The organism is Sulfurisphaera javensis, from assembly GCF_041154675.1.
In the GTDB taxonomy this organism is placed as follows: domain Archaea; phylum Thermoproteota; class Thermoprotei_A; order Sulfolobales; family Sulfolobaceae; genus Sulfurisphaera; species Sulfurisphaera javensis.
This window is the reverse complement of the sequence record NZ_AP031322.1, coordinates 1,969,513-1,994,267: the sequence shown is the minus strand read 5'-3', so window position 1 is coordinate 1,994,267 and position 24,755 is coordinate 1,969,513. Positions and strand designations below refer to the sequence as shown.

The window sequence follows — 24,755 nt, the reverse complement described above, 5'->3', positions numbered from 1 at the left end:
ATAAACATTTTCGTCTTATCTTTATTTAGAGATAGTAATGCCTTGAGTTTATACCTAAAAGACGCACTATGACGATTTCTAATTAGTTTTTCTTAAATAATTAAACTTTATTGTAAAAATAGTCATCCCTTTAACTCTTCAATCACTCTATGCTCTTTCTTCTCCAAAATCAGTATTGTAGAGATAACAGTTAAGGCTAATACGTCTAAAAATACACTGGCTTCTATTAAAAGTGGTATAGGAATAAGAAATATACCTAACATAACTAAAGCATTCTCCTCCTCAATATATCCTATAATCTGTACTGGTGTAGCTTTCCTTGAAGCAATTAAAAATAATCCTTGGAAAAACAGAGATAAAGCAAAAACTATGTAAAAAGAATGAGGAATAATTCTTGAAATTATTATCTCATAAATTATTAACACAGCTGAGAAAAAGAACGCTAAGTCGATAACTAACAAAGATGCTACTCCAGTAATTCTCTCTCTTTCCTCATATTTCCCTTTAATTGTTCTTAGCAAAATTTTAGGAATTAAGTATCCTCTCAGTAATATAATAATTACTGCTAAAATATAATAATCCAAAGTTCCAGTCATAACTCCTAGATATGCGGATAAAAAACCAATTATAACTGATTGCAATCCACTGGCTTCAATTAAAGGTTTATAATATGCCTGTCCTTGAATATAAAAAGCACTTATAATAACCAACATAGATACTAATTCTATTATCTCATTCATTTTGAATCACCACCAATAAAAGAGACAAAACAGAAAGGACAAATGCAACAGCTAAGAAATCTTGAATCTTGTACAATCTTAACTTTGCAAGACTAGAATCAATTACTAAAGTAATGAAAATCAGCAACATCCATTTAAGAAACATTATACCTAAGTCCTCTATTGCACCAAATACACCACTTTGCAACCCCCATGGGAATAAAAACACATTCAGCAACACAGAACCCAAAAGATATTGTTTAATGTAACCTCCCCACTTTAACAAAGCCAATGGTTTTCCACTATACTCGTAAAGCAATCCATCATCAATCATACCCATTTCAGATAAGCCGGAACTCTCTACAGGTAATTTTCCAGTCTCAAATATCCATAGCATAAAGAAAGCAACAGTAGCTGTAACATGATCTAAAGCTAAATAAAATGTAAAAGACTCAGCATACTCGTGCTCCACATAAGGATTATTTGTTCCTGTACCTAAAGCAACAGCAAAAAACACAGTTATAAGAGTAGCTTCCCCAAGAAAGTTAAAAGAGGAAGCTCTAGCAGCACTCAAAGAAACAAAATTACTACCAGATTCCATAGAAGCAACTATTTTTAAGAAAGAAGCTAAAGAGAAAAGTAAAGCTCCACCTAAGAAATCAACAATAGGAGTAAAGAAAACCGGTTCTGGGTAAACAACTGGAATAACAAATGAGATCACTAAATATATAGAAAATATAATATATGGAGTATAAATAAAAACCTCTGATGCGTAATTTGAAATTACCGTCTCCTTCTTTAATAATTTGAAAATATCGTAATAAGGTTGAAATATACTAGGCCCTTTCCTAGAGGCTATGTTTGCTTTTAACTTATCTAATATTCCGGAATACAATGGAGATAAAAGCACTACACCAAAAACTTGAATTATAGTTTCTATTAATGTTGAGATCATAATATCACCACCAAAATAGATACTATGATAAATGCAATTATCATGTAAATCATATACCACATTATATCGCTGTTCATATAACTTCTAGCTAAAGATCTAGAGAAGTCAACATATTTTTTGGATAGGCGATACATAAATTCCCAAAATATGTCTGCAGAGGTCTCTAAACTATGAAGATATATCTTAGTTCTTAATAACTTTGTCAACATCATCCTTATATTATTAGCAAAAGCAAATGCAGTATAACTTTCTACCTTCTTAACTCCATTGTTCCAAACTTCTGTTCTCCTAACTTTAGGTTTACCAAATATTGCTAACGTAATTACGCTAAATATTCCAATTAGAAACAAAACATATAGTGGAGAAATACCACCAAAAATCTTTGTTGGACTTAACTTTGAGAAGATCAGCAAGCCATTAATTACTCCTAAACTCTGAACACCTCCTATGAAAATTTTAGGGTAAAATACATATGACAATGACCCAGAAAATAGAACAAAAAGACTAACTAAGAAAGGAACAAAAAGCTTTACATTTCTTCCCTCTTTCCCCTTAAATATTTGAGTAAATGAAATGAACTTAATCATTGCACCAGTAGCAAACCCTTCTCCCATTGCCACTATAGAGCCTACAATTATAGGTATAAATGAATGAAAAGCGTAAGCTTCCATGAAAAGCGTTTGTAATAAGCTCCATGTAGCAACTCCACCTATATTTGGTAATAAACCAGACATAGAAGATGTAAGTAAAATTCCCCCTATCTTACCTAACTTATTCCTTATTGATTGAATATGGTCAAGATCTTCACCCTCAACGCTTCCAGAGATAAGAAATATACCAGTTTTAGCAATAGAGTGAGCAAAAGCAAAAACTATTACTGTATGTAATGCAAAATATCCTAAGGTTGAATTAGGAAGTATCATGTAAGCCCCAATAGACGTCAATATGGCACCATTATTCTCTATCGTACTAAAAGCTGGCAAACCTTTAACATGATTTGAAACATAAGCATACAAAGCTCCAAAGAATACAGAAAAACCACCTATACTCATAATTATATATCCGAAAATAGGCAAAATAGGAGAAAGCAATGCCATTTTAACTATTCCATATATAGCTACTAAGGTCATTGAGGCACTTAGTATAGCAGAAGCATTAGCTGGCGAATTTCCGTGAGCAATTGGTAACCATTCAGTGACTAAAAATGGGAAAATTCCCATCTTTATCATAAATCCAAAAGTTGAAATTATCAAGGGTAATGCGGTAGGTAAACTGGTAAATTCTAAGTTCCCAGTCACATTGTAAGCATATAAAAATCCTGCTAAGACTAAAACAGTGCTCAGCTCTCCAAAACCCATAAAAGTAAACGCTGGGTAATCTATCTTTTTATTTAATCCTATAATAGCGTAAGATCCAATAGTCATTATCTCCCAGCCAGCTAGAAAACTTACGTAGTTATTTGATGTAAACGCTACACTCATCCCTAGTATTGAAATTATAAAAAGTGGAGAAAGCCATCTCCCATAATTATCATAAAAAATAGAAAAAATTGAAGAAAATAACCACACTAATCCAGCTATAACATAAAAATACCCAAATATATTACCAACACTAACCCCATAAAATATAAAAATTGAAGAGAAAATAGCGGAAAAAGTATATCCTAACTTTTTGTTAAAAATCGATATTAACGCCGATATTATAAAGCCAAGATAAACTATTAAGAGGTTCATAACTTGTCACCTTTAGCCTTTATTAACGCTTTAAGAATAGTGTAAGGATTTGGAGGACAACCATAAACTACTACATCAGGTTTTATCTTAGGATTCCTCCCAATTATACCACCAGAAATAGCACAAGTGCCTATGGTAATAACTAATTTAGGATTAGGCATAGCATCGTAAGCTCTCTCCAGAACCTCTTCCATCCTTTCAGTGATTACACCCATTACTAAAAGTGCATCAGCATGTCTAGGAGTATTTGTGAAAAATATCCCAAACCTTGTCATGTCATATTGAGGAGAAGCTAACAATTTTACCTCAAAGTTACATCCACTACAAGTACCAACATCTATAGGATAAACATAAAAAGACCGTTTAAACAACTTATTATTTTGCTTTACCTCAAAAATGTCCTCATCACCGTTAGGATAATAGTAAGGATAACATCTACCACAAAAGATACACCTTTCTGGATTCCATATACTATTTTCTATAGCACTAGTTGGGCAACTGACTTTTCCATTTTCCTTAGCCTTCATTATCCTTGTAGACCATAAAGCAATTTCATTCTTTTGTATAACCCTTTCAGTCTTTATACCCTTTTTTAAACCCTTCAAAAACCAGTTCATACAAACTTCACCCCAACTTCAGAGATCCAAATTCCAAAACTTTCCCAATTAAATGGAAAATCTGTAAAAATGTTTTTTACCATAGATTTAGAGAAAAATTTAATATTTATTGAAGATGGCGATAGTAAATTCAAATCAATTACTTTACCATTACTTATAGAAACATTATAAGCTAAATCACCAGAAGGACTCTCAACCCTTCCAATTCCTTCTCCTTCATTTACCTTAATACTTTGTCTAGCTCTTTTTAGTTTGATTTGAGAAATAATCCTTAGAGATTCAAACACCTCTTCAGCCCTAACTATTAATCTCCCAAAAGCATCACCAGTATCATATCTTGGTATCGAAAAATCAAAATCATTATAAGGCAAATGTAAATCCTCCCTCCTTGCATCATACTCAAACCCAGCAGCCCTAGCAACTGGTCCTATACTCCTCTCGTCCTTTATAACTCCATTATTTTGCAATCTATCTATAAATATTCTGTTTTTAATTATATCTGGGTAAATTTCTTTAAACTCCCTTTCTATATCATCAAACTTCACATTATCATCAATTATTCTAACCTCATTCAACGAATTAACCCCAAAAAAGTACCTATGCCCAAATATTTTTCCAATCTTTCTGTTCACTTTTTCTATTAAATAAAGCAACTGATATGCAGGTACTAAGAAGCCAGCAGATTCAGCCATTCTCTCTATAACAAACAAGTTATTCCTTATCCTTTCAAGCTCTATCTCTAATATCCTTAAGTAACTAACATCTGGGTTTGTTTCTCCGTCTGAAAATTTCTCAATGGCTGAAATAAACGCAATACTGTGAGAGGCAGAGAAAGAAGCGTTAATTCTCTCTATCAAAAGCAGAGCATCATCTATGTTCTTTCCTAAAACTTTTATCTCCCTTAACTTAAAGTAAGGATCAACTGCAATCTTCCTTATATACTCTCCAAAAGTATCTATCTCCATTTTGACAGATTCAAATAAACCGCCAGCTGAAGGACCATAAGTAAAAGTGAAAGAACCAACAACTCTTCCCATTTCTTCCTCCTCTTTCACTTCTGGGCATTCACCCTCAATAACTGAATCAGAATATAAGCAATATTTCCCAAGTTTACCTATAATTCTCTTCATAAAACCCACCATATGATATAAACACCAATGCCTAATGATATAATAGAAGAAATAAGAGACACAAAACCCATTACCTTGTTTTCATCCATTAAAGCCCTCTCCCCTTTAAAGACCATCCTACTAACATGGAAATTTATAGAAATAAAAGCTATAGCTAATGATATTAATACTATAATAAATTGAAATATTGAGTAATGCAAAACAGTGGATAATATTAAGAATTCTCCTATAAAAGTTCCAAAAGGAGGAGCACCAGTTACTGCTAAAGATGACAAAATCAAAGAATATGGAGTAAATCGTAATCTCCATAATCCATAATTATCTATCCTCTTACTTCCTACACTCGTAAGGATTAACCCAGAGGAATAAAACGCTCCAGCTTTTCCAAAAGCGTGGGATATAAGAAGAATTATAACTCCAAATAAAGACCCATAAGTAATTCCTAACAAGGCTAAGTTCATATTCTCTATAGTTGAATAGGCAAAAAGCCTCTTTATGTTAGTTTGACTTGCCATAATTAAAGATGAAACAACTATAGATATTACAGCAAACCAAGAATACAATGTAGGTAAAGGAGAAATCTGATAAATTATATGAAGAACATACAATGCTACTGGCAATAAAACACCAGAAAACATAGCACTTATTGGAGGTGGAGCTTCACTATGAGCATCTGGTAACCAAGTATTTACCGGAAAAACTCCCACTTTAGTCCCGAAACCTATAAGACCTATTGCTGAGGCAAACTTAAGAACCAAACCACCATTATATTTTTCAGTCAATAACGTAGAGATAGTTAAAGTATGATAATAATAATAAAAAAGTATTACAGAAATAAAAGCAAAAGTAACCCCAGCTGAAACCAAGATTAAGTATCTCCAAGATGCTTCTAATGCAACCTCAGACTTTTCAGCTGAAACCAAAAGAACAGTAGAGATAGTAGTAGCCTCTATACCAACCCACATAAGACCCAAATTGTTTATAACCAATGAAAATAGCATAGAAGAGGCGAAAAAGTTCAGCAATAGAAAATATAGTCTCTCGCTTATTCTCATCTCCTCTACTTTCAAATAACTCATAGAGAAGATAGAAGATAGCAAATAAATTGAAGAAACCATTAGTATGAAATATAAAGTTATATTACTAACGAAAAAATACTCGTTCTGAATGTTAAAGTGAAAATAAAGCATTAATAAAGAAATAAAAACGAGATATATTCCAGATGCTATAGTAGAGTATTTTATACCTTTAAAATAAAAAGCATTAGCTAATATAGGAGTTAATATTAGAGTTAATACTAGATTCAACACTGGGCTTTCACCTACTTCTAGAGAAGTAGGCGTCATCAGCCCTCATTGATCGGGCGGTTTGAGGGGGTAAAAATCAATCCCCCCCCTCAGGGGGACGCCATCCCCTTCACTTACTATAAAAAAGTTAATAGTTAAAAAACTATTTTCTAAAATTTCCTTTACATGTTTAAATTTATAATTAAAGACTAGGAAAATCATATATCTTCTTCAGACTTAGTTACTTCTATTAGACAAATATTAGGAGAAGGCACGCTTTATTCTTTCCGGAAAATTCTTAAGCTTCTTAGAATTAAGATTAGAGTTTCGGTTTAATAACTATAATTCCCTTTTATTCTGTGAGAGGAATCAGCACGGCTTGATCACTGTTATTGGATCAAGAATCTCTAACACTTTCTTAATCTTACTCTCTTTACATAAATTCTTATTCCCATAAAAGCTTAGTCTTTGTAATTCAATTTTGTCAAGCAGATGTTTATCATAACCGTTAATTACGTAATGAAGATTTAGTATTTTAATTCCCTCATAATTTCTTCCTCATTGAAAGGCTTGCAAAAAATCTCTGCTATGTTCTTTCACGGTACTTATAAGAACAAAAACTAAGAAGTTTTAGGCTGAGGAATACGAAATAACCCATATTCTAATATCATTACATGTAAACTTCATTATGAAATTTTTTAACTAGAAAATTACTACTTAAACATAAGAATTATGTTAGCTTATGCAATTAAGTACAGTATATTGCTTGTTTTTCCCTTCAAAAGATATTTTCAAATTTGTTAAAAGCAATTTAAATAGTAAACTGTATGCCCTAACGTTATTTTAACTAAAAAAACAAGGACTGTCAAATAGTATTTTACAGTTTTCCGTTATTCTGTCAAATATTATTTGACAGATTTTTAAACTTTCAACTCCTCTGTCTATTGTGGAAGTTGAGGAAATAAGAAGAATAATTTTAGACCAAGAAGCATTACTAAAGGATAAACTCGAAAGAGAGAAAATAATAGAAAGAGAATACAAGTACTCCATCTCACACAATACTGCATATTTAATAACTGGCCCTAGAAGAGCTGGAAAATCAATATTTGCAATACAACTTGCAAGAGGGAAAGAATACTTAAGAGTAGACTTTGATGACGAAAGGCTATACGGAATTAAAGCAAATGAACTAAATAAAATTCTTGAAGCGGGTTATCAAATAAAGAAAAAGATAGATGTTATAATTCTTGATGAGATACAAAACGTTGAAGGATGGGAACTTTTCGTATCTAGAATAAGGGAAAATTATCCAGTCATAGTAACTGGAAGTAACGCTAGATTAATGAGCGAAGAAATGGCAACATATTTAACTGGTAGGCACTTAGACTTTCAAGTCTTCCCTTTTTCTTTTAGAGAATATTTAAAATACAAAGATGTTAAGATCGAAGAAACAACCAGAGGAATAGCGAAATTAAAAGATGAGTTAAGGAATTACCTTCAGCAAGGCGGTTTTCCCGAAACATTTAAATTCAACGTCAGAGAGTACTTAACTAACCTTTACAGTGACTAGAGACGTTTTATTAAGGTGCAGAACAAGAAAAGACATTAAAGGCTTAGCTGACTTGAAAAAGAAGTATCAACTCGAAGATTAGCAAACGCATTTAATCTATCTCACTAATCAGTAGAAAATTACTTCATTTGCTTATCAAACGCTTACCTATTTTTCTTCATAAAGAGATTTACTGGGAAGTCCTTGGAGAAATATACTCTTTCAAGGAAAGTCTACGTAATTGACACTGGAATATTTAACGTTCTCAAGGGTTTTGAAATAGGAAAACTAATGGAAAACCTAGTCTTCCTTGAACTTTACAAGAGGTATAAAGATGTGTACTATTACTCTAACGGTACTGGAGAAGTTGATTTTGTAACTAAAGATTTAGCAATACAAGTTACTTATGATGCTGGAGGGATAGATGAAAGGGAATTTAGGGGATTAAGAAAGTTTTCTGACAAATTCAAAAATCACAAATTAATCATCATAACGTGGGATACTGAAGGAAAAGAAAAAATAGACGGGAAAGAAGTTGAGTTAATCCCTCTATGGAAATTCCTCATAACTCAACAATATCAAGACAAAGAGTCATCAGTATAGAAATAAATATTGCATAATTAGATTAGTTTATACAAAAGTCTTCTTTCTGTTTTGGCTTAAAGAACTTATTTTCTGTAAACGTCTGATAAATTAGGAAGAAAATAAATTAGAGATAAGAGTAAACTTCTAGTTGAGTACGTAATTATGGCTAGCTTTTCCAATCTTCTTTAAGCTTAAGTTATTCTTAAACATGTAAATGTAAAAAGACTATTCCTTGAAAGACATTGGTTTTTGCTGTTAATTCATTCTATCTGATTATCCAAACTCCTTTTTGTTTAATTTTCAACAATATCATATGGCAAAATGAAAAGAGTGAGAGAGAAAGAATTGTAGCAAAATTATTACTTGAACGTGGTTTCTATCCAGAAGCTTGTTTCCATAGTCATATGGCAGTAGAACTTAAACTCAAAGGTATACTAGTTCAAAATACTGGTAGTATCATTTACACGCATTCATTAAAAAGGCTTATCGAGGAAGTAAAAAAGATAAAAAATGTGGAAGTAGACAATGAAATTATGGAATGTGCCACTTATCTTTCTACTCTTTATACTGGATCACGTTACCCAGAAGAAAGCCTAGTTGATTTAGATAAGTCTGAAGGTGAGAAATGTGTCAGATGCATGGAAAGATTACTCTCTACTTTCTGACTTACTTGAGTTATACAAGAAAGAGGAGAAAGAGGCTAAGGAGTATATTGCATCTCTTTGTGAGAAAAAGAAATATACTGTAATCCTTTTCGGTTCTAGGGCTAGAGGTGATAATAAAATCTACAGTGATTGGGATTTACTTGTAATTGGTTACGAAAAACCACCTTTACCATGGGCTGAAGTTGATCTCCATTTTATCCCCGTTGATAAGGTAAAGGAAGCAATCAAAGAATTTAATACCATAGTTATTGATGCCTTTTATGAAGGCAAACTCATTTGTGATGATCTATCTATATATGACGAACTGAAGAAGGAAGTTGAGAAAAGAATTGTAGGTTATAAGAAGACAAAGGAAGGATGGTTTAGGGAGGGATAATTAAATAGAACATCTACATGATAAAATTTACATGTAATGCTGTTTGTTTTGCTTCAATTGTGTCGTTATTAGCTTAAGTATACTTTCTGCTGTTTTGCTTCATTCCTTGCTTTCATAAGTGTAAAGAAAATCGTTCTGCTACCACTAAAATTAAGGTTTAATTATAACATATCCTATCCTTATCATTTTAATTCTAACTTAAAATAAAACAAATTATTTAAAAAAAAAGAATTTACCTTTTTCTTAATAAGATTACGCCAATAGTAATTACTATTATTACTATTACTATACCAACAATAATTAATGGGCTTATTGAAGAAGATGATGAGGTAATAGTTGATGTAGTTGTAGATGCTTGTTTTGTAGTTGTTGTAGTCACTGGAGTAGTTTGATTAATAATCATTAAGTTTATCGAAGTAGAGTTTGAACTTTTAACTTCATATGCAATGTAATATGTATTGCTAGCATTAGTAACTATAACTAACGGAACTCCATTTATTGCATAAGCCTTGGGTATAGTAGAAGAATAAACTATGCTACCATTAGACCCAAATAAGGCAAAGCTAACGGTTCCATTTTCTGAAGAGACTAAGTATGAATTAAATGGAACACTAGGTACACCAACACCTACAAATGAAGTAAAGAGTCCTAGTTCCTGCGAAAGCAATGAAGCAATAGCGGCTGAGGAGAAGTTAAAGTTAGATGAATAACTATAAGCCTTATTTATCGTATAAACTGTTACATTATATGTTGTGTTGTTTATTGGATTAGCAACTAAGATATAATTATTCATTTCAAAAAATAAAGTCGCTAAAACAGTAGAATTCACAGTTTTGTTCTCTATTCCTTGAGGAGTAGATACCTGTATTGTACGAGTTACTGTCTTATACTTTAGAGGTATCTTATACAATAGAGTTAGACTGTTATTCATCCCTAAACTGTAAAGAAGTAATGTGTTATTTACACTCTTTATTATCAGTAAGTTATTATCAAGAGATAATAGTGAAATTTGGGACGAAGTATTTAGAACTGAAGATACTTCTCCGTTAGGTATGTAAATCTTTACCAACTTACTAGTATATTCACTAGGAAAAGTTTTACCAGTTGAAGAGAAATTAATTATATAGAAATAATTACCAGCTATAGCATATTCTGAACCTATTGGAGTATTTGAGGAGAAACTAATACCGTTTTCTCCAAAACCGAAACCACGAGGTATAATGGATAAATTCAACGTCTTATTATATACTATATTCCCATTCCAATTTACTAGAAGCAGTGTTGAATTGCTTGAACTTGAAGACGTAAAAGTATTAGGAGAGTCCAATATAGGGAAATTATTTATTGTATGAATTTCTCCCAATAACACTCCTTCTTGCGTTGGTTCTATAATAGGTTCATAACCAATAGAAGACATGTTCAAGCTTACTGATTTTCCATCAGTAAACAATAATGTAATATTTGTGGAAGAGAATAATTGTGATAGAGATTCCATCAAAAGCGCTGAGTTACTATTATATCTTATTGGATAAATGATCATAAATTTGTTAAACACTTTTTCACTTACTATAGTGCTTCCATTATATTCATAAAGGAAAACATGGAATAGTGATGAAGAACCTGGTGTATTAGTAGGTTTCATAAATGATATTAATTCTATGTATAGAGTGTTGTTAAATATAAACATCATAGGGATGTAGATAGTATTTTCTTGGGAAGACTCTTCAAATACTGTATATGTTGAATTTGATGAATATTTTACTATGTATGTTGATGAAGAATTTGTAGTAACGTTAATTACATCATATGCAATATAAAGTGAGCCTTTATACCACGTTAAAGAAAGCGGTAAAACTTGAGCATTACTCACTTTAGCTATTGTAGATGTTGATATAGTGAAACTCGCTGTAGATAATAATGTTGAAAAAGAAAATAAAAACACTAACATTAGTACTATTAACTTATTTTTCATATAAGATGATTAGAAAATTCCTATATAAAAGATTTATCATAACAATTATGCTTAAATAAAGAAATGGAATGTTCAATTTCTACATTAAATAAGTAAATATTTCTTTTTCCTAGAGTTTTATAAAGAGAATTGCTTCTACAAAACTAATTAACTCTTTCTTAGTTGAAGATATTATTATCTCTGCATGAAGATTTGATGTTTAGGTTACACTAAACCACTATATTGGCAATCTAAAAAGAAGTTTATTTTTACAATCTCTTTAAGCTTTCCCTCTATAACTACCTTTGCTCGGACCATTGATTCATAAAACCTCACATTCTGACATTAGATTCTGCCTAATATTCAATATATGTAGTTTTATGTATATGTTTAGTGGAAATAATAAAAGTGATTCCGAATAAGAAACAAAGTCTATTTAAGTAGTTTTTAAGGCAGTTTTGTAATTTAGCTATCTGAAGTTACATTCAAACTATTTTCACACCTACTTTCTCACACAACTCCTTAACGTCAGAATCATAGCTCATGACTGGTAAATTAAGCCTCTTTGCAACAGAAACTAAAAGAGCATCATTTATATCCTTCACGTTCAAATTCAAAGCTTCAACAAAATCCCTCTTTCTCACCCTAACAATAACACTCTGCCTTAATATCTCCTCAACCTTCTTCCTTACAATCTCTTCATTAATTTTTAACTTCAAAATTGACACCAATATAAACTCAACTAAAATGTTTGGGAGAACAACTAAAGCCTCAAGACTTTCCAGTTTCTTCCTTGCCTCCTCGTGGAAAGGTGAATTTGACACAAAATCATAAATTAAAACATTAGTATCAACTATTGCTAAATACCTCATTTGCAAGCCTCTCTATCTCTTCTGGAGAAAGTTTCTCTCCATTCTCCAAAGTTACTGAAACACTCATTTTTACTCTTCTCCTTTTTTCCTTCCTCATAGTCTTCCTCAGTATCTCATTCAAAACATCAGAAATATGCTTAGTATTCCCGTACTTTTTAATTGAAAGATTTACCAACTCCTCATAAATTTCATCATCTAGCCTAACAAGAGTCTTTTTCATAGTAGATATTTAGATATTCAAATATTTAAATATTAACATGATGTAAGTTATCTTCATATCTCATTAACTCAAATACAACTATCCTTGTGTATATCATTCAAAACTGGAAGGGTAAAATAACTTTAACTCATCACTGTCGGCATTTCATTAACACTAACCGATAACATAAGCTTAATTAGAGGGTAAGGAGTATAATATGATAGGGGGATTGAGGGGTCAAGTGCCACGCCGTGGATCATCTCTCTGTACGTCAGCCCCCGTTTTGGATCTTCCAAAAGGCTACTTTAATTTTTCCTTTCCTTGTATTATAATTAATATCAAAACAGGAATAATATTACAGCTTTTTATTTTAGTTAGAAAATATTAAACCTATCCTTTAAAACTTTATATCAAAAGAATAATCACACAAATTACATCTTAAGAAGCCTCGTTATGTTTGATAGTTGAGTCTTCATAGATAAATTATACCCCAGTCTTATCACTTCTCAAGCTCAGCTTTCTATAACCAACTTTCTTTTCTCGTCTTTATCTCATCTCAGAGCCAGTTTACATTATCACTCTCATCATTTTGTTGTCTTCTTTTAAGCCTATTATTAGTGAGGAAAAGTTTAATTAGATAAAATAAGAAAATGGAAACTAGGGCGGGGTCAGATCTGACCCTCATCAAACCAGTCAAATGCCGGGTGATTCATCGTTTCCCCGCCTCAGATTTCTGATAAAACATTCAAATTTTCATATCTCACGCTAATAGTGATAATATTACTATTTCTTTCTTTTAGCTGACTTCTCAATTAACTCAAAAACTAAATATCATGTAGAAACTTTTTAAAAAAATGTAAATTCATGAACAATTTTTTATAAAGACTAAATTAGATTAGCTATTTTTATGGAGAAAAAGGAAAGGAAGGAGCGTATATTTAACAGACAAACGAAACACTTGGTATAACAAATATCACTTCTTGACTTTTCCTTAGTTTATTCCCCAGTAAACCTACTTACAACAAGGAGTGTATCGCAATTCCACCACGTATTTCATATAAACTTTTTTGTTAGCATTATATAATACCAAATATGAATACAATACGTGTATATTTGAAGGCACTTATCGAAATAGGTAATGATTTAAACACTGATGTTATTGCGACTAAAATTCAGAAAATTTTCTTTCTTCTTCAAAAGGAAGGCATAAAGGACTTAGGCTTAAAATTTGAACCCTGGTTATTTGGTCCTTACTCTAAGGAATTAAACGATACACTAATAGAATTAGTTGAGAAAGGTGAAGTGGAGGAGATTGCAGAACCCATTATTGACCCTATTACAAACGAAGTCATAGGATATCAAAGAAAATATATACTAAAGGACAAGGTAAACTTGAGTCAAATTGAACCAGAAGTGGTAGAATTCTTTAAGAAATGGGTTGTAAAGAGTAGGAGGGAATTATTAAAATACGTATACACAAGGTACCCAAAATATGCAGATTACTCAGTCATCAAAGATAAGGTTTTGGGATTAAAGTAATGAGTGATAAAGAAAAAAAGGAAAAAGTCTCGTTTTCAAAATTTCGTTGAATCTGCATATAATGATGTCGTAACTGCCTTAAACCTTCATGATTTAATTCAAATCAAAGAGAGTTCAAAAGAAAGAGAAAGCTTAGAAGTTGTAAAGATAAATCATATGGGAGCAGCTACTGAAAAGCTTATAAGGCAATACACGAGATTTATACAGCTGCTTTAATCATACCGCTTCTAATTCATCTTCAACTTAATGGCTTAGAGGCTATAGATCAAAACTATTTAAAAGAATTGGTTAATGCAGTTAATGATCTAAGAAATGCAATTAAAAAACAAGAGAAACTATTAGAAAATCCAAAGAAACTAGGTCATGAAGCCATAAAGAGGTCTCCCTTAGGAGAGATATCTAAAATTCTAATTAAGATAGCTGTGGGTAAAGAGACTGAGGAATTAAGGAATTTTTACACACATAGTTTCTTTTATAGATCAAGTTCCAGCAAAGCGAAAATACGAAGACGTAGTTAATCTCAAGGAAGAATATACAAAAGCCGTGAAGTTAGATTATCTAAAAGAAGAGCTCATTGACTCTATCGACAGATGCTATAAACAAATATTAGCAGGGAGTCTTTCATCAGAATGCAAACAGTGGGATCGTGAAACTCTTCAGAGAATTAAAGAAAATTTAGACCTAATACCAACATTCTTAGCATTAATATATATAGCATTTCAATATATAATCGAGTTCTTACTATACTCAACATATTTAGAGGCTGCAGCGGGTCCTTTGCTTAGATATAAGGATGAATGGACTCCAGATGTAGAAAATTACATTTCAGATGTGAAAAAGCATCAAGATGAACTAATCAATGTTATGAGAACAATTTACACATTTCTTGAGAAAGCATCAGAAAACCCGGAATTCGAAGATATGCTTAATACATTTATAAACTTTTTCTTAGATCTCATCCAACGTATACGATAAAGTTATGGGACTGTCGTTATTCCGAATTAGAGTGATTTAGCCTTCTTGATAAACTGAGGAGTAAACTGTTATAATCTACAATATAAGTAAAGAAAAAATAACGATACATAAAAAAGATGATCAATTTTTTATGAAGAGAAGAAAGAAGGAGTACCTTAACAGCACATAAACATCTGGAATTTTGCTTCAGTAGACTTATGCTTAGTGGTAATTGTTGTTGAGTTTTGCAACTTCTAACTTGGTACTATTTAAGATAAAGACGTTTTATAAATCGTAGCGGTTAAAGAATAAATATAATTTAGCTCTTCATATATTTATTCAAGTAATATGCTTAATGCTATTAGGTAATCTCAGAAAAAATAAGACTAACGCTGACATTAAACCCAGGGTGGTTTATGCCCCTTATTAAAAAGAATTGGTGATAATCTCTTATCAAGGGTAGATACTTCTGAACTAACTAGAGCCTGGGCATATATTTCGGGGGGAATTTGATTTAGGTACACCAGAAAGAGACAGCTTACTGGAGGAAATAAATAAGAAAGTGGATTATTATTTCAAGTACCCAGCTTTTATAGAGAAAGGTCTTGCTGCTGCAATAATCGAAAAGACTGAAGACAATGAAAATATAGGAGGTCTTAAGAAAAAATTGAAAGAGATTCTGGAAAAGAGGTCATATTATAAAATAGCCGGAGCTCCTTACCCAGAAGAACTAGGATTCTTACTGGCATATACATGACTTTACTAACTCTAACAAGAAGGTTCTTTTATATTATTATCACAAACTACAGAACCAACAGTACAGCATTGATATTGAGGTATTTGATAAAAACAATCTGTTAGAGACAACACTTGCACGCTTACTATTCGGATCTAACTCCGGAATACAAGACCTCAGTTTGTCGTCCCATCTCCACTTTTCAGTTCATAATCTCGTCGACATATTATTCTCTCAATCAGAAAAATTTTAAAACCATTATGTCATGGAAAGCTTAATTAGTCAAAAACGAGAAAAAATTTGAGGGCGTGCTTAGCTCTAGCCTATCTCATTACGGTTAGATCACACGGCTTCAATCATCACTCGCCCACCACAGTTGTAGGTACTTTTCTAGGAAGATAAGCTTAATTAGAAAGGAAGAAGTATAATATAATAGGGGATGGAGGGGTCTGGGTCAGCGCAGGCTGGTCATTCACCCTTCATCTCGTGTTGCGTTCATCATCCCCTTCATCCCCCGATTTCTGATTTTGAAAAGGGGTATTTAATCTTTCGTTTCTCGCGTTATTATCTTTAATAACGCAATAGTAATATTATTACTATTTTACAATCAGTTAACTCCCCAGTAAAAAGCTAAAAATCCTATAACTGGTATAACTACTACTCACCTAAAAAGAGATAGAAAAAAAACAATTTGCAAACTCGAATTTTTACGTAGGCTAATTTTTAGCTAATTATAAGCTAATTGATTTTTTGTATTTTTTAGAGATTTTTTATAAAGAGAAGAAAGGAGAAGGGAATGAGGAGGGAAAGGGAGGGATCCTTACGTACACATAAATAGCTGGAACATTGCTTATTCAATCATAAGCTTGGTAGTAGTAAATAGTAGTTGTTGAATTTTTCCAATTTTTGGTTGGTGATTATCAAAGTTATAAGGAGTTTTTATATTAAAACAAACTAGATTTCTTCCTTTTGTATTTCATTATTCTTTTTTATATTTTTTAATTTTTAACTCAATTGCTAAAAACTTTAAATATAATTCTTAATTATGTTTAGTTATGAGTGAGAACTCACAGACATGTAATCAAGTACAAATGTCTATGCAATCGTTTTCAGTTAATGCAATTAAGAAAGTTCAGTCTCATGCTGAGATTATATCAAAGTTTAGCATAGAGGAAATTACGGATCATGGAAGATATTTAAAGGATCAAACTAGTAGCTCTAAGTTTACACTTAGTGGTCCAATTTTAGTATTTATTGGTCAACAAGCTCACCCAGAACCTGAATCTAATACTCAGTACTTAATGACTTCATGGGCTTTTATAGAGTGCTTTAACAATGATTATAATATTGAACTTTTAGTTACACTTTGGGGACCCTTTGAAGATGGAAAGTATAGTATTGAGTTTAATACTGTATCTACAAATACTATGATAATAAAGTATGATAATGAGGTGCTAGGAAGTATAAGCCAAGCATATCGTACATGTGAAGCTAAACCCGATGAGATAAAAGATGTGATTAAGCAGTGCTTAAATAAGTAGATTATTATCTATCTAAGCTGTAGAAAAATGTTTCCATAAGAGTGTAAAGTTTGTTTAGATCCTATTTATGTGATTTATCCTCAGATTCCCACGCTTTGTATGGTAAATTTCAGAATAGTGACGAGAAGTGAGCAATTCAAGTTTCCATTGCTATTTGTAATTATTTCATTCAATTACGATGATACTATGAAGAAATAAGTGAAAATTTTATACTTTTATTACGAATGTTAGTATATCTGTGTGCTTTTAACATCGCTTTATAGTCACATAACTATTCTTATTACTCTAAAATTATAGATTTCATAAGAATTTTTTACTATTATTAAATTATTACAATCTAAAATGGAAATCTGAATTAGCTCGAGAAGTATGAGTTTTCAGCGAAAGGATGGAGAAGAATGATTAGATAATTATGACTCTAATGAAATCTTAGGATCAAGAATTAATTGTGGAATTCGATTAGGTCCAAAACTCTAAGACAAGTATAGCACTTTACGGAACTTTCCTCAGACTTAAAAATCTCTTAGTATTACAGACCTGAGAGCGAATAGTTTAACCGAAAGCAATACCTAGTTATCGTTTAGATTTGATTATATCTGTGTTAAAACTTTTCAAGTATAAAGAATTTGACGTCAAGTTCAGGAAACTGCTATACGTAGTATCAAATACACAAAAATTCGAAGTATATCCACAACTTGAGAAAAGTAAAGAAAACCTGTTTATTTTATTGAACCGTTATTTGACATATATTATCAGAAACTCGCCGATATTATATTATATCTAAAAAGAAAACAAAGACTAGACAAGAAAATTGTAGAATTGCTGAGAAAAGAATATCATAAGGATATAGAGGAAATAAGCATTCAGTATGATTCTACAAAAAATGGTAACGATATATACGTGTCAACCTCAGAAACAGTCTTACCAATAAGTGTATTTGGAGATGGTGGAAAATTAGCAGTCCTTATATCAAGTTTACTTTTATATGCAAAGGATAATTCAATTATCCTTTGGGAAGAGCCAGAAACTCATCAAGACCTTGGAGGTTTAGAAACCATCTTACGTACAGCGTTAGAGATTGCAAAAGAGAAAAACCTACAACTTTTCATTACTACACAAAGTAGAGACACACTAGAAATCCTTTATGAACTGACTAGCAAAAACAACATAGATTATAAAATATTCTTCCTAGAGAACAGCAATGGAATCATAACAGCTAAGTATGTAAGTAAAGAAGACGCTGAGAACCTTCTTAGTGCTGGTATAGATATAAGACTAATAGACATAGGGTGAGCTCGTTGGACTGTTTAACAATCTTTGAAAAATAACTGCCTAAAAGCAGAGAGAAAAAACTAGACTACATAATTTTCACAGAAGGAGATGCAGATGTGAAGGTTATTGATGCAGTATATGATAATCTAAAAGACGAGATTTGTCAGAGCGTTAATGGAGTAAAATACGTAGCTAAGATGGAAGTGAGTGGAGCCGATAACATACCACGTGTAGCAGTTCCCTGAACTTAACGTCAATTCCCTTAACCCTTAAAAAGTTTTTAATTTATATGGTTTTAATTTAAATAATAAGATGATTTTATCTCATATTAGATTAATATCGTCAATCCTTAGGTAAATAATACTTAAAAACTATTCGGCTTAGAACAAATTCCGTAAAGTACTATATGGTAAAAAGAAATTATTGAATCTACTCGAGAAAATTACGATGATATTTGGAATAAATTCTCAGAGTATACACAATTTTCAACTCATAAAAGATATCATCACACTCTCAAGAAGCCAACGTCACTACCTAATAATTATCTCATATCTTTAGATAATCAAAAGGGAAATGTAGTTCAGTTTATCAATCGAATTCTTTACCGTGTTAGAATCACTTTTCTAGCTTTAATTCCAGCATCTACATCATCTCATATAACGTCATTACTTAACCTCATTTTCTAAGTAACTAAGAAGAATTACTTTCTAATGACGTGAATATGTTACTAGTACCGAGTTGATTAGCTAATTCTACAGCCTCTGAGTAAGTTTTAGGTAACTTAATTTTCTTAACTATATACACAATAGCACCAGTTTGGTTTACACTTGCAATCCCACTAACTTCGCCAATAAATAATTCATTGGAACAACTTTCCGCTAAAGATCGGTTTTCATCACCTTTATTAGAATATCTATTTGTGTAAAATATCGGAGTACCAATAATTGCATTACTACCAAAAATATCACTGGCATTACTTAACATCATCATTTTTTCATGATCTTTATACGAGACATTACTATTATCTAACAATTTCTCAATAGCTTGAGCTAATCTCGTACCTAAATTACTAGCATTTGGCAAAAGTGAGATTGCAAGAAAATCGCCTTGTTCAATTTTAGATTTCATCAGTATTGGATACCAAATATTTGGTGGAGCTCTAGATATGTTTTGTAAAACACCTACCTCAATCTGATATTTACCACCAGAGTATGATACTAATGAGTTATAAGAACTATTAAATGATAAAAGCCAACTACGTTCTAAAGCCATATAAAATGCATAATTCGGCATTCCTATCATTACACCATATTTGTTTTCAAGAGAAATATCTCCAGAAACATTATCAAGCAGTGGATTATAATTCACATCATACTCCGGACTTGATTTAGGAGATATAAAGTTACTTAAATATTTTACAGGGTCTTTGCTGAAATTAGGATTGGCTGGCACAATTGGCACTACTATAATTTTATTTCCATAGTTTTGGTAAAAATTTTGATAAACGCCTGAAGGCAATTCTACGTAAAAATGTCTACCTCCTTGAAGGATGTTTAACTCTCTACCTCCAACACCTAATGGTGAAACACTACCAATAAAAATTAAACCGTACTTATTATTTCTCCATATCTTCTGAGCAACCTCTTGATGTTTAGAGTCTATCTCAATTCTTACTACAATACCATGTCTAATAATATCTATAACAGGTCGATTTCCTACTGTGGTACTAACTCTCCCTGGTACTGATATTGCTGGGTAATTGTATATATTATCAAAGATTTCTGATTTTTTACTCCACTGACATTGAATAGAGCTTACAGAAGAATTAAGTATCGCATTTGCTATAACAGATATATTTGCAATAGGTGCTTTTTCAACTGACATATATACAAGAAAGGAATTAAAATATATAAAATTTTCTAATTCAATTTAGAATTCAACAAAAATATAGAGGCTTCTTTACTCATAAGTCGTCTTTATACTCAAGAGTTAATGAGAAAGAGCGATCAGTAATCAATCTTATAGTGATAGATAATAAGTAAAGAAAACTACCTCACTCCAGTTGCTAAGAAAAGATTATAAAAATCTTCAAGTAATAATTATTATTCCTTTTTATTTAATTTATTGAGATTCTCAATTTTCTTCTTCAATTTTATGAAAACAAGATCGCATCTATTATAACCATGGGAATTCGTTTCTAAGTGCATTCACAGCATCGTTTACTATCTCAGATACACTTTTACCAGCTTGAATTCCAGCATCGATAACATCTCCTATAACTTCAGTAGCATCACTACCTAAAGATTCAATATCAGTGTCTATTGAATCAGCAACAGTAAACAGTACTGGGAAGAAACGTGTTGCATAATCAATCAAAGATGTGAGTAAGCTACCAGTACCAAGTTGATTAGCTAACTCAACAGCATCTGCATAAGTCTTAGGTAATCTAAATTTCTTAATGGAATAAGCAACAGCGCCAGCTTGATTTATACTTCCAACACCATTAACCTCACCTATAAAGAACTCATTCGCACAACTTCCACCAGAACAACCATTTGTATAAAATATTGGAGCACCAATGATAAAGTTACTAGCTAAGATTTTACTAGCATCATTTAACATAACCGTTTTTCTATCAGCCATATATGAGGCATTACTATTGCCTAGTAATTTCTCAATAGCTTGTGCTAAGTCAGTACCTAAATCACCTGCATTTGGTAAAAGTGAAACACCAAGGAGTTCACCAGCAAATATTTGTGAAAGGTAAGATGGCATCGTCACAACTATCGGATACCACATATTTGGTGGTGCGTCAGATAGACTTTCAATAGTATCAATATTAATCGCGTATTTACCGCCAGATTTTTTCACGAACACATTGCCTGGTTTATTGATTGGCGAAAGCCAACTATATTCTAAAGCCATGTTGAATGCATAATTTGGCATTCCTACCATTACACCAGATTGATTTTCTAGTATTGCACCTATGTCTCCAAGGACATCGTCGCTAAATATTGGGTTATAGCTTAAACTACAACCCGGTTCTGAGTTGGGAGATATAATCCCTTTTAGATATCTTTTTGGATTTCTCCTAAAATTAGGATTTGCCGGTACAATAGGTGCTACTATGAGTCTATCACCATAGTTTTGATAAAAGTCTTGCCCTACTGATGATGATAACTCTAAGTAGAAGTGCCCTCCTCCTTGAAGGATGTTTAACTCTCTACCTCCAACACCTAATGGTGAAACACTACCAATGTAAAATAATCCGTATTGATTATTTCTCCATATATTTTGCGCAGTCTGTTGATATTGAGGGTCTATATCAACTCTTACTATAACACCATATCTAATAACATCTACAGTTAGATGATTTCCCATTGTTCTACTAACTCTCTCCGGTGTTGACATTGCTGGATAATTCCCTATATTGTTAAAAATTTGCCACCTATTACTCCACTGGCACTGGGTAGAACCAAGTGCAGTACCAGCATTAACTATTGCAGTTATTATCGTTCCCATATTAACAGATATACCCAGTTTTGGGGTAGTTGCCATCGTATATGTAATGAGTGTTTTAGAAATAAAAAATTATTCTTTTTCTTCAATCTAAACTATCTCTTTATACTTCTTAATCTGAAGATGATATAGAAAGAAAACTCTCACCACGCTGTACTCGCTCTAAAGAAGCTCTTCTTATCTTTCAACAAAGCACGAAAAACAGTTCCTTGAATTTAACGTCAAATTTCTTGTTCTTGAAAAGTTTAAACGTAGATAAAATCAGATCTAAACGATTATGATAGCCATGTTCAACTTTTAATCAAAACTATTCGATCTTAGGTCTGAGATACTAAGAAACTATTAAGTCTTAGGTAAGTTCCTAACAGCCTAACTAATTCACTCTGTGAATTCGTAGATACATAGCAACTGCTTTCGGAAAATATTCATACATCATTCGTCTACACTTAACCGTGTAAAGATAAGTTTTTGTCTTTTTAGACCAACTAAAGCAAAATCACCTTTTACATGAGCATTAGTATAATTCACACTTACTAATGTTAATTCTCTCATTAGTTTTAGACTATCTTACAATTCATTTATATGATAAAAACCTCAAGATTTAGGAGTAATCTCACAGAAGAAACCTTAATACAAAATTTTTTAACCTCATTTTTTTACTTGGCTAAGTAAAAACACACAAAATATGAATTAAGAAATTATAATAAGTGGGGAAACTTCTTATAAAATTGACATACGTAAAATAACGTTAGTTATAATATAACACCATAAAGTTAGCTTTAAATATATTATTGATACAATACTATATTCGCGGACAACCCCGCGGGAGAACAACTCCCGCGGGGGAAGAATTGCAATTATGGGGGAGTGAGAAAGCCGGGGCATTAACCCCGGAAACCTCACTCCCAACAGGGGAAGCCATGGGCGGTGTAAAAGCCCTCCCGCCCCAATTCCGGTTGATCCTGCCGGACCCGACCGCTATCGGGGTAGCATTAAGCCATGGGAGTCGCACGCTCCCGGGCAAGGGAGCGTGGCGGACGGCTGAGTAACACGTGGCTAACCTACCCTCGGGAGGGGGATAACCCCGGGAAACTGGGGATAATCCCCCATAGGGGAGGAGTCCTGGAACGGTTCCTCCCTTAAAGGGATATGGGCTATTTCCCGCTCATATCCGCCCGAGGATGGGGCTGCGGCCCATCAGGCTGTTGGCGGGGTAATGGCCCGCCAAACCTATAACGGGTAGGGGCCGTGGGAGCGGGAGCCCCCAGTTGGGCACTGAGACAAGGGCCCAGGCCCTACGGGGCGCACCAGGCGGGAAACGTCCCCAATGCGCGCAAGCGTGAGGGCGCTACCCCGAGTGCTCCCGTTAGGGAGCTTTTCCCCGCTCTAAAAAGGCGGGGGAATAAGCGGGGGGCAAGTCTGGTGTCAGCCGCCGCGGTAACACCAGCTCCGCGAGTGGTCGGGACGCTTACTGGGCCTAAAGCGCCTGTAGCCGGCCCACCAAGTCGCTCCTTAAAGGCCCGAGCTCAACTCGGGAAATGGGGGCGATACTGGTGGGCTAGGGGGCGGGAGAGGCCGGGGGTACTCCCGGAGGAGGGGCGAAATCCGTAGATCCCGGGAGGACCACCAGTGGCGGAGGCGCCCGGCTAGAACGCGCCCGACGGTGAGAGGCGAAAGCCGGGGCAGCAAACGGGATTAGATACCCCGGTAGTCCCGGCTGTAAACGATGCGGGCTAGGTGTCAGGTGGGCTTAGAGCTCACCTGGTGCCGCAGGGAAGCCGTTAAGCCCGCCGCCTGGGGAGTACGGTCGCAAGACTGAAACTTAAAGGAATTGGCGGGGGAGCACCACAAGGGGTGGAACCTGCGGCTCAATTGGAGTCAACGCCTGGAATCTTACCGGGGGAGACCGCAGGATGACGGCCAGGCTAACGACCTTGCCTGACTCGCGGAGAGGAGGTGCATGGCCGTCGCCAGCTCGTGTTGTGAAATGTCCTGTTAAGTCAGGCAACGAGCGAGACCCCCACCCCTAGTTGGTACTCCCGTCTCCGGACGGGAACCACACTAGGGGGACTGCCGCCGTAAGGCGGAGGAAGGAGGGGGCCACGGCAGGTCAGCATGCCCCGAAACCCCCGGGCCGCACGCGGGTTACAATGGCAGGGACAGCGGGATTGCAACCCCGAAAGGGGGAGCCAATCCCTCAAACCCTGCCGCAGTTGGGATCGAGGGCTGAAACCCGCCCTCGTGAACGAGGAATCCCTAGTAACCGCGGGTCAACAACCCGCGGTGAATACGTCCCTGCTCCTTGCACACACCGCCCGTCGCTCCACCCGAGAGAGAGAGGGGTGAGGCCCCCTGCGATGAGTAGGGGATCGAACTCCTCTCTCTCGAGGGGGGAGAAGTCGTAACAAGGTAGCCGTAGGGGAACCTGCGGCTGGATCACCTCACATAATAATTATTCCCCCGCCTAGTAAGCGGGCGGGAGGGCTTCACTAAAGCTCATGGCTTCCCCATTATTAGATGCAGTTCTCCTCTTTAGGGCGGAGGGGAACGAAGTGCT

Annotated in this window: 23 protein-coding genes, 1 rRNA gene and 1 riboswitch; of the genes, 13 read left to right on the top strand and 11 right to left on the bottom strand. The window is 34.0% G+C overall.

Translation table 11 applies throughout. The annotated features are described in order from the left end of the window. Positions 1 to 122 precede the first annotated feature (122 nt). The 6 genes from ACAM25_RS11000 to ACAM25_RS10975 are packed head-to-tail and all read right to left on the bottom strand — an operon-like array spanning position 123 to position 6,461. Positions 123 to 740 (bottom strand): hydrogenase, encoded by a 618-nt coding sequence (locus tag ACAM25_RS11000; protein ID WP_369609765.1) that lies wholly within the window; start codon positions 738 to 740, stop codon positions 123 to 125. After that, entirely contained in the window at positions 733 to 1,674 is a 942-nt protein-coding gene (locus ACAM25_RS10995; RefSeq protein WP_369609764.1) for a respiratory chain complex I subunit 1 family protein, read from the bottom strand. The genes ACAM25_RS11000 and ACAM25_RS10995 overlap by 8 nt, the downstream gene beginning before the upstream one ends. After that, positions 1,671 to 3,407 carry a proton-conducting transporter membrane subunit gene (locus ACAM25_RS10990; protein ID WP_369609763.1) on the bottom strand — a complete coding sequence of 579 codons (1,737 nt, stop codon included), beginning with the start codon at positions 3,405 to 3,407 and terminating at the stop codon, positions 1,671 to 1,673. The genes ACAM25_RS10995 and ACAM25_RS10990 overlap by 4 nt, the downstream gene beginning before the upstream one ends. Beyond that, the gene (locus tag ACAM25_RS10985) at positions 3,404 to 4,024 is read right to left on the bottom strand and encodes an NADH-quinone oxidoreductase subunit B family protein (RefSeq protein WP_369609762.1); all 621 of its coding nucleotides are present in this window, start codon (positions 4,022 to 4,024) and stop codon (positions 3,404 to 3,406) included. Before ACAM25_RS10985 ends, ACAM25_RS10990 begins: the two co-directional genes overlap by 4 nt. Next, positions 4,021 to 5,154, bottom strand: a complete 1,134-nt coding sequence (locus ACAM25_RS10980) for a hypothetical protein (protein WP_369609761.1) — start codon at positions 5,152 to 5,154, stop codon at positions 4,021 to 4,023. The genes ACAM25_RS10985 and ACAM25_RS10980 overlap by 4 nt, the downstream gene beginning before the upstream one ends. After that, positions 5,151 to 6,461 carry a proton-conducting transporter membrane subunit gene (locus ACAM25_RS10975; protein ID WP_369611670.1) on the bottom strand — a complete coding sequence of 437 codons (1,311 nt, stop codon included), beginning with the start codon at positions 6,459 to 6,461 and terminating at the stop codon, positions 5,151 to 5,153. Before ACAM25_RS10975 ends, ACAM25_RS10980 begins: the two co-directional genes overlap by 4 nt. A gap of 22 nt (positions 6,462 to 6,483) precedes the next feature. Then, a riboswitch (Fluoride riboswitch) is annotated at positions 6,484 to 6,578 on the bottom strand. Between the two features lie 808 nt (positions 6,579 to 7,386). Here ACAM25_RS10975 and ACAM25_RS10970 point away from each other — a divergent pair. The 4 genes from ACAM25_RS10970 (at position 7,387) to ACAM25_RS10955 (ending at position 9,615) form a co-directional block, all read left to right on the top strand. Continuing rightward, positions 7,387 to 8,010 (top strand): ATP-binding protein, encoded by a 624-nt coding sequence (locus ACAM25_RS10970; RefSeq protein WP_369609760.1) that lies wholly within the window; start codon positions 7,387 to 7,389, stop codon positions 8,008 to 8,010. Between the two features lie 183 nt (positions 8,011 to 8,193). Next, positions 8,194 to 8,592, top strand: coding sequence for a DUF4143 domain-containing protein (locus ACAM25_RS10965; RefSeq protein ID WP_369609759.1), 399 nt, complete (start codon positions 8,194 to 8,196; stop codon positions 8,590 to 8,592). Positions 8,593 to 8,882: 290 nt separating this feature from the next. Beyond that, positions 8,883 to 9,239, top strand: a complete 357-nt coding sequence (locus ACAM25_RS10960; protein WP_369611669.1) for a HEPN domain-containing protein — start codon at positions 8,883 to 8,885, stop codon at positions 9,237 to 9,239. Further along, a complete protein-coding gene (locus ACAM25_RS10955) occupies positions 9,202 to 9,615 on the top strand; it encodes a nucleotidyltransferase domain-containing protein (RefSeq protein WP_369609758.1) in 414 nt (137 codons plus the stop codon). Before ACAM25_RS10960 ends, ACAM25_RS10955 begins: the two co-directional genes overlap by 38 nt. A gap of 232 nt (positions 9,616 to 9,847) precedes the next feature. On the opposite strand, the gene ACAM25_RS10950 is transcribed toward ACAM25_RS10955, so the two are convergent. The 3 genes from ACAM25_RS10950 to ACAM25_RS10940 form a co-directional block, all read right to left on the bottom strand. After that, positions 9,848 to 11,587 (bottom strand): hypothetical protein, encoded by a 1,740-nt coding sequence (locus ACAM25_RS10950; protein WP_369609757.1) that lies wholly within the window; start codon positions 11,585 to 11,587, stop codon positions 9,848 to 9,850. 464 nt (positions 11,588 to 12,051) lie between these two features. Next, positions 12,052 to 12,438: a PIN domain-containing protein gene (locus ACAM25_RS10945; protein ID WP_369609756.1), complete on the bottom strand. Its 387-nt coding sequence runs from the start codon at positions 12,436 to 12,438 to the stop codon at positions 12,052 to 12,054. Beyond that, entirely contained in the window at positions 12,416 to 12,658 is a 243-nt protein-coding gene (locus ACAM25_RS10940; RefSeq protein ID WP_369609755.1) for a hypothetical protein, read from the bottom strand. The genes ACAM25_RS10945 and ACAM25_RS10940 overlap by 23 nt, the downstream gene beginning before the upstream one ends. A 1,071-nt stretch (positions 12,659 to 13,729) precedes the next feature. On the opposite strand from ACAM25_RS10940, the gene ACAM25_RS10935 reads away from it, so the two are divergent. The 8 genes from ACAM25_RS10935 to ACAM25_RS10900 all read left to right on the top strand — a co-directional run bounded on the left by ACAM25_RS10935 (position 13,730) and on the right by ACAM25_RS10900 (position 18,924). Further along, on the top strand, positions 13,730 to 14,176 hold the full coding sequence (locus ACAM25_RS10935) for a conjugal transfer protein (protein WP_369609754.1): 447 nt from the start codon (positions 13,730 to 13,732) through the stop codon (positions 14,174 to 14,176). A gap of 3 nt (positions 14,177 to 14,179) precedes the next feature. Beyond that, positions 14,180 to 14,392 (top strand): hypothetical protein, encoded by a 213-nt coding sequence (locus tag ACAM25_RS10930; protein ID WP_369609753.1) that lies wholly within the window; start codon positions 14,180 to 14,182, stop codon positions 14,390 to 14,392. A 68-nt stretch (positions 14,393 to 14,460) separates the two neighbouring features. Further along, positions 14,461 to 14,694, top strand: a complete 234-nt coding sequence (locus ACAM25_RS10925; protein WP_369609752.1) for a hypothetical protein — start codon at positions 14,461 to 14,463, stop codon at positions 14,692 to 14,694. A 25-nt stretch (positions 14,695 to 14,719) separates the two neighbouring features. Next, positions 14,720 to 15,151, top strand: a complete 432-nt coding sequence (locus ACAM25_RS10920; RefSeq protein ID WP_369609751.1) for a hypothetical protein — start codon at positions 14,720 to 14,722, stop codon at positions 15,149 to 15,151. 541 nt (positions 15,152 to 15,692) lie between these two features. Then, the gene (locus tag ACAM25_RS10915; RefSeq protein WP_369609750.1) at positions 15,693 to 15,887 is read left to right on the top strand and encodes a hypothetical protein; all 195 of its coding nucleotides are present in this window, start codon (positions 15,693 to 15,695) and stop codon (positions 15,885 to 15,887) included. 1,034 nt (positions 15,888 to 16,921) lie between these two features. After that, positions 16,922 to 17,407 (top strand): hypothetical protein, encoded by a 486-nt coding sequence (locus tag ACAM25_RS10910; protein ID WP_369609749.1) that lies wholly within the window; start codon positions 16,922 to 16,924, stop codon positions 17,405 to 17,407. Positions 17,408 to 18,133: 726 nt separating this feature from the next. Further along, a complete protein-coding gene (locus tag ACAM25_RS10905) occupies positions 18,134 to 18,700 on the top strand; it encodes an AAA family ATPase (protein ID WP_369611668.1) in 567 nt (188 codons plus the stop codon). Between the two features lie 95 nt (positions 18,701 to 18,795). Further along, positions 18,796 to 18,924: a hypothetical protein gene (locus tag ACAM25_RS10900; protein ID WP_369609748.1), complete on the top strand. Its 129-nt coding sequence runs from the start codon at positions 18,796 to 18,798 to the stop codon at positions 18,922 to 18,924. Positions 18,925 to 19,369: 445 nt separating this feature from the next. On the opposite strand, the gene ACAM25_RS10895 is transcribed toward ACAM25_RS10900, so the two are convergent. Then, on the bottom strand, positions 19,370 to 20,563 hold the full coding sequence (locus ACAM25_RS10895; protein ID WP_369609747.1) for a hypothetical protein: 1,194 nt from the start codon (positions 20,561 to 20,563) through the stop codon (positions 19,370 to 19,372). Between the two features lie 291 nt (positions 20,564 to 20,854). Further along, complete coding sequence (locus ACAM25_RS10890) at positions 20,855 to 22,237, bottom strand: hypothetical protein (protein ID WP_369609746.1); 1,383 nt, start codon at positions 22,235 to 22,237, stop codon at positions 20,855 to 20,857. Positions 22,238 to 23,147: 910 nt separating this feature from the next. On the opposite strand from ACAM25_RS10890, the gene ACAM25_RS10885 reads away from it, so the two are divergent. Further along, positions 23,148 to 24,643: ribosomal RNA gene (locus ACAM25_RS10885) — 16S ribosomal RNA — on the top strand. Positions 24,644 to 24,755 lie beyond the last annotated feature (112 nt).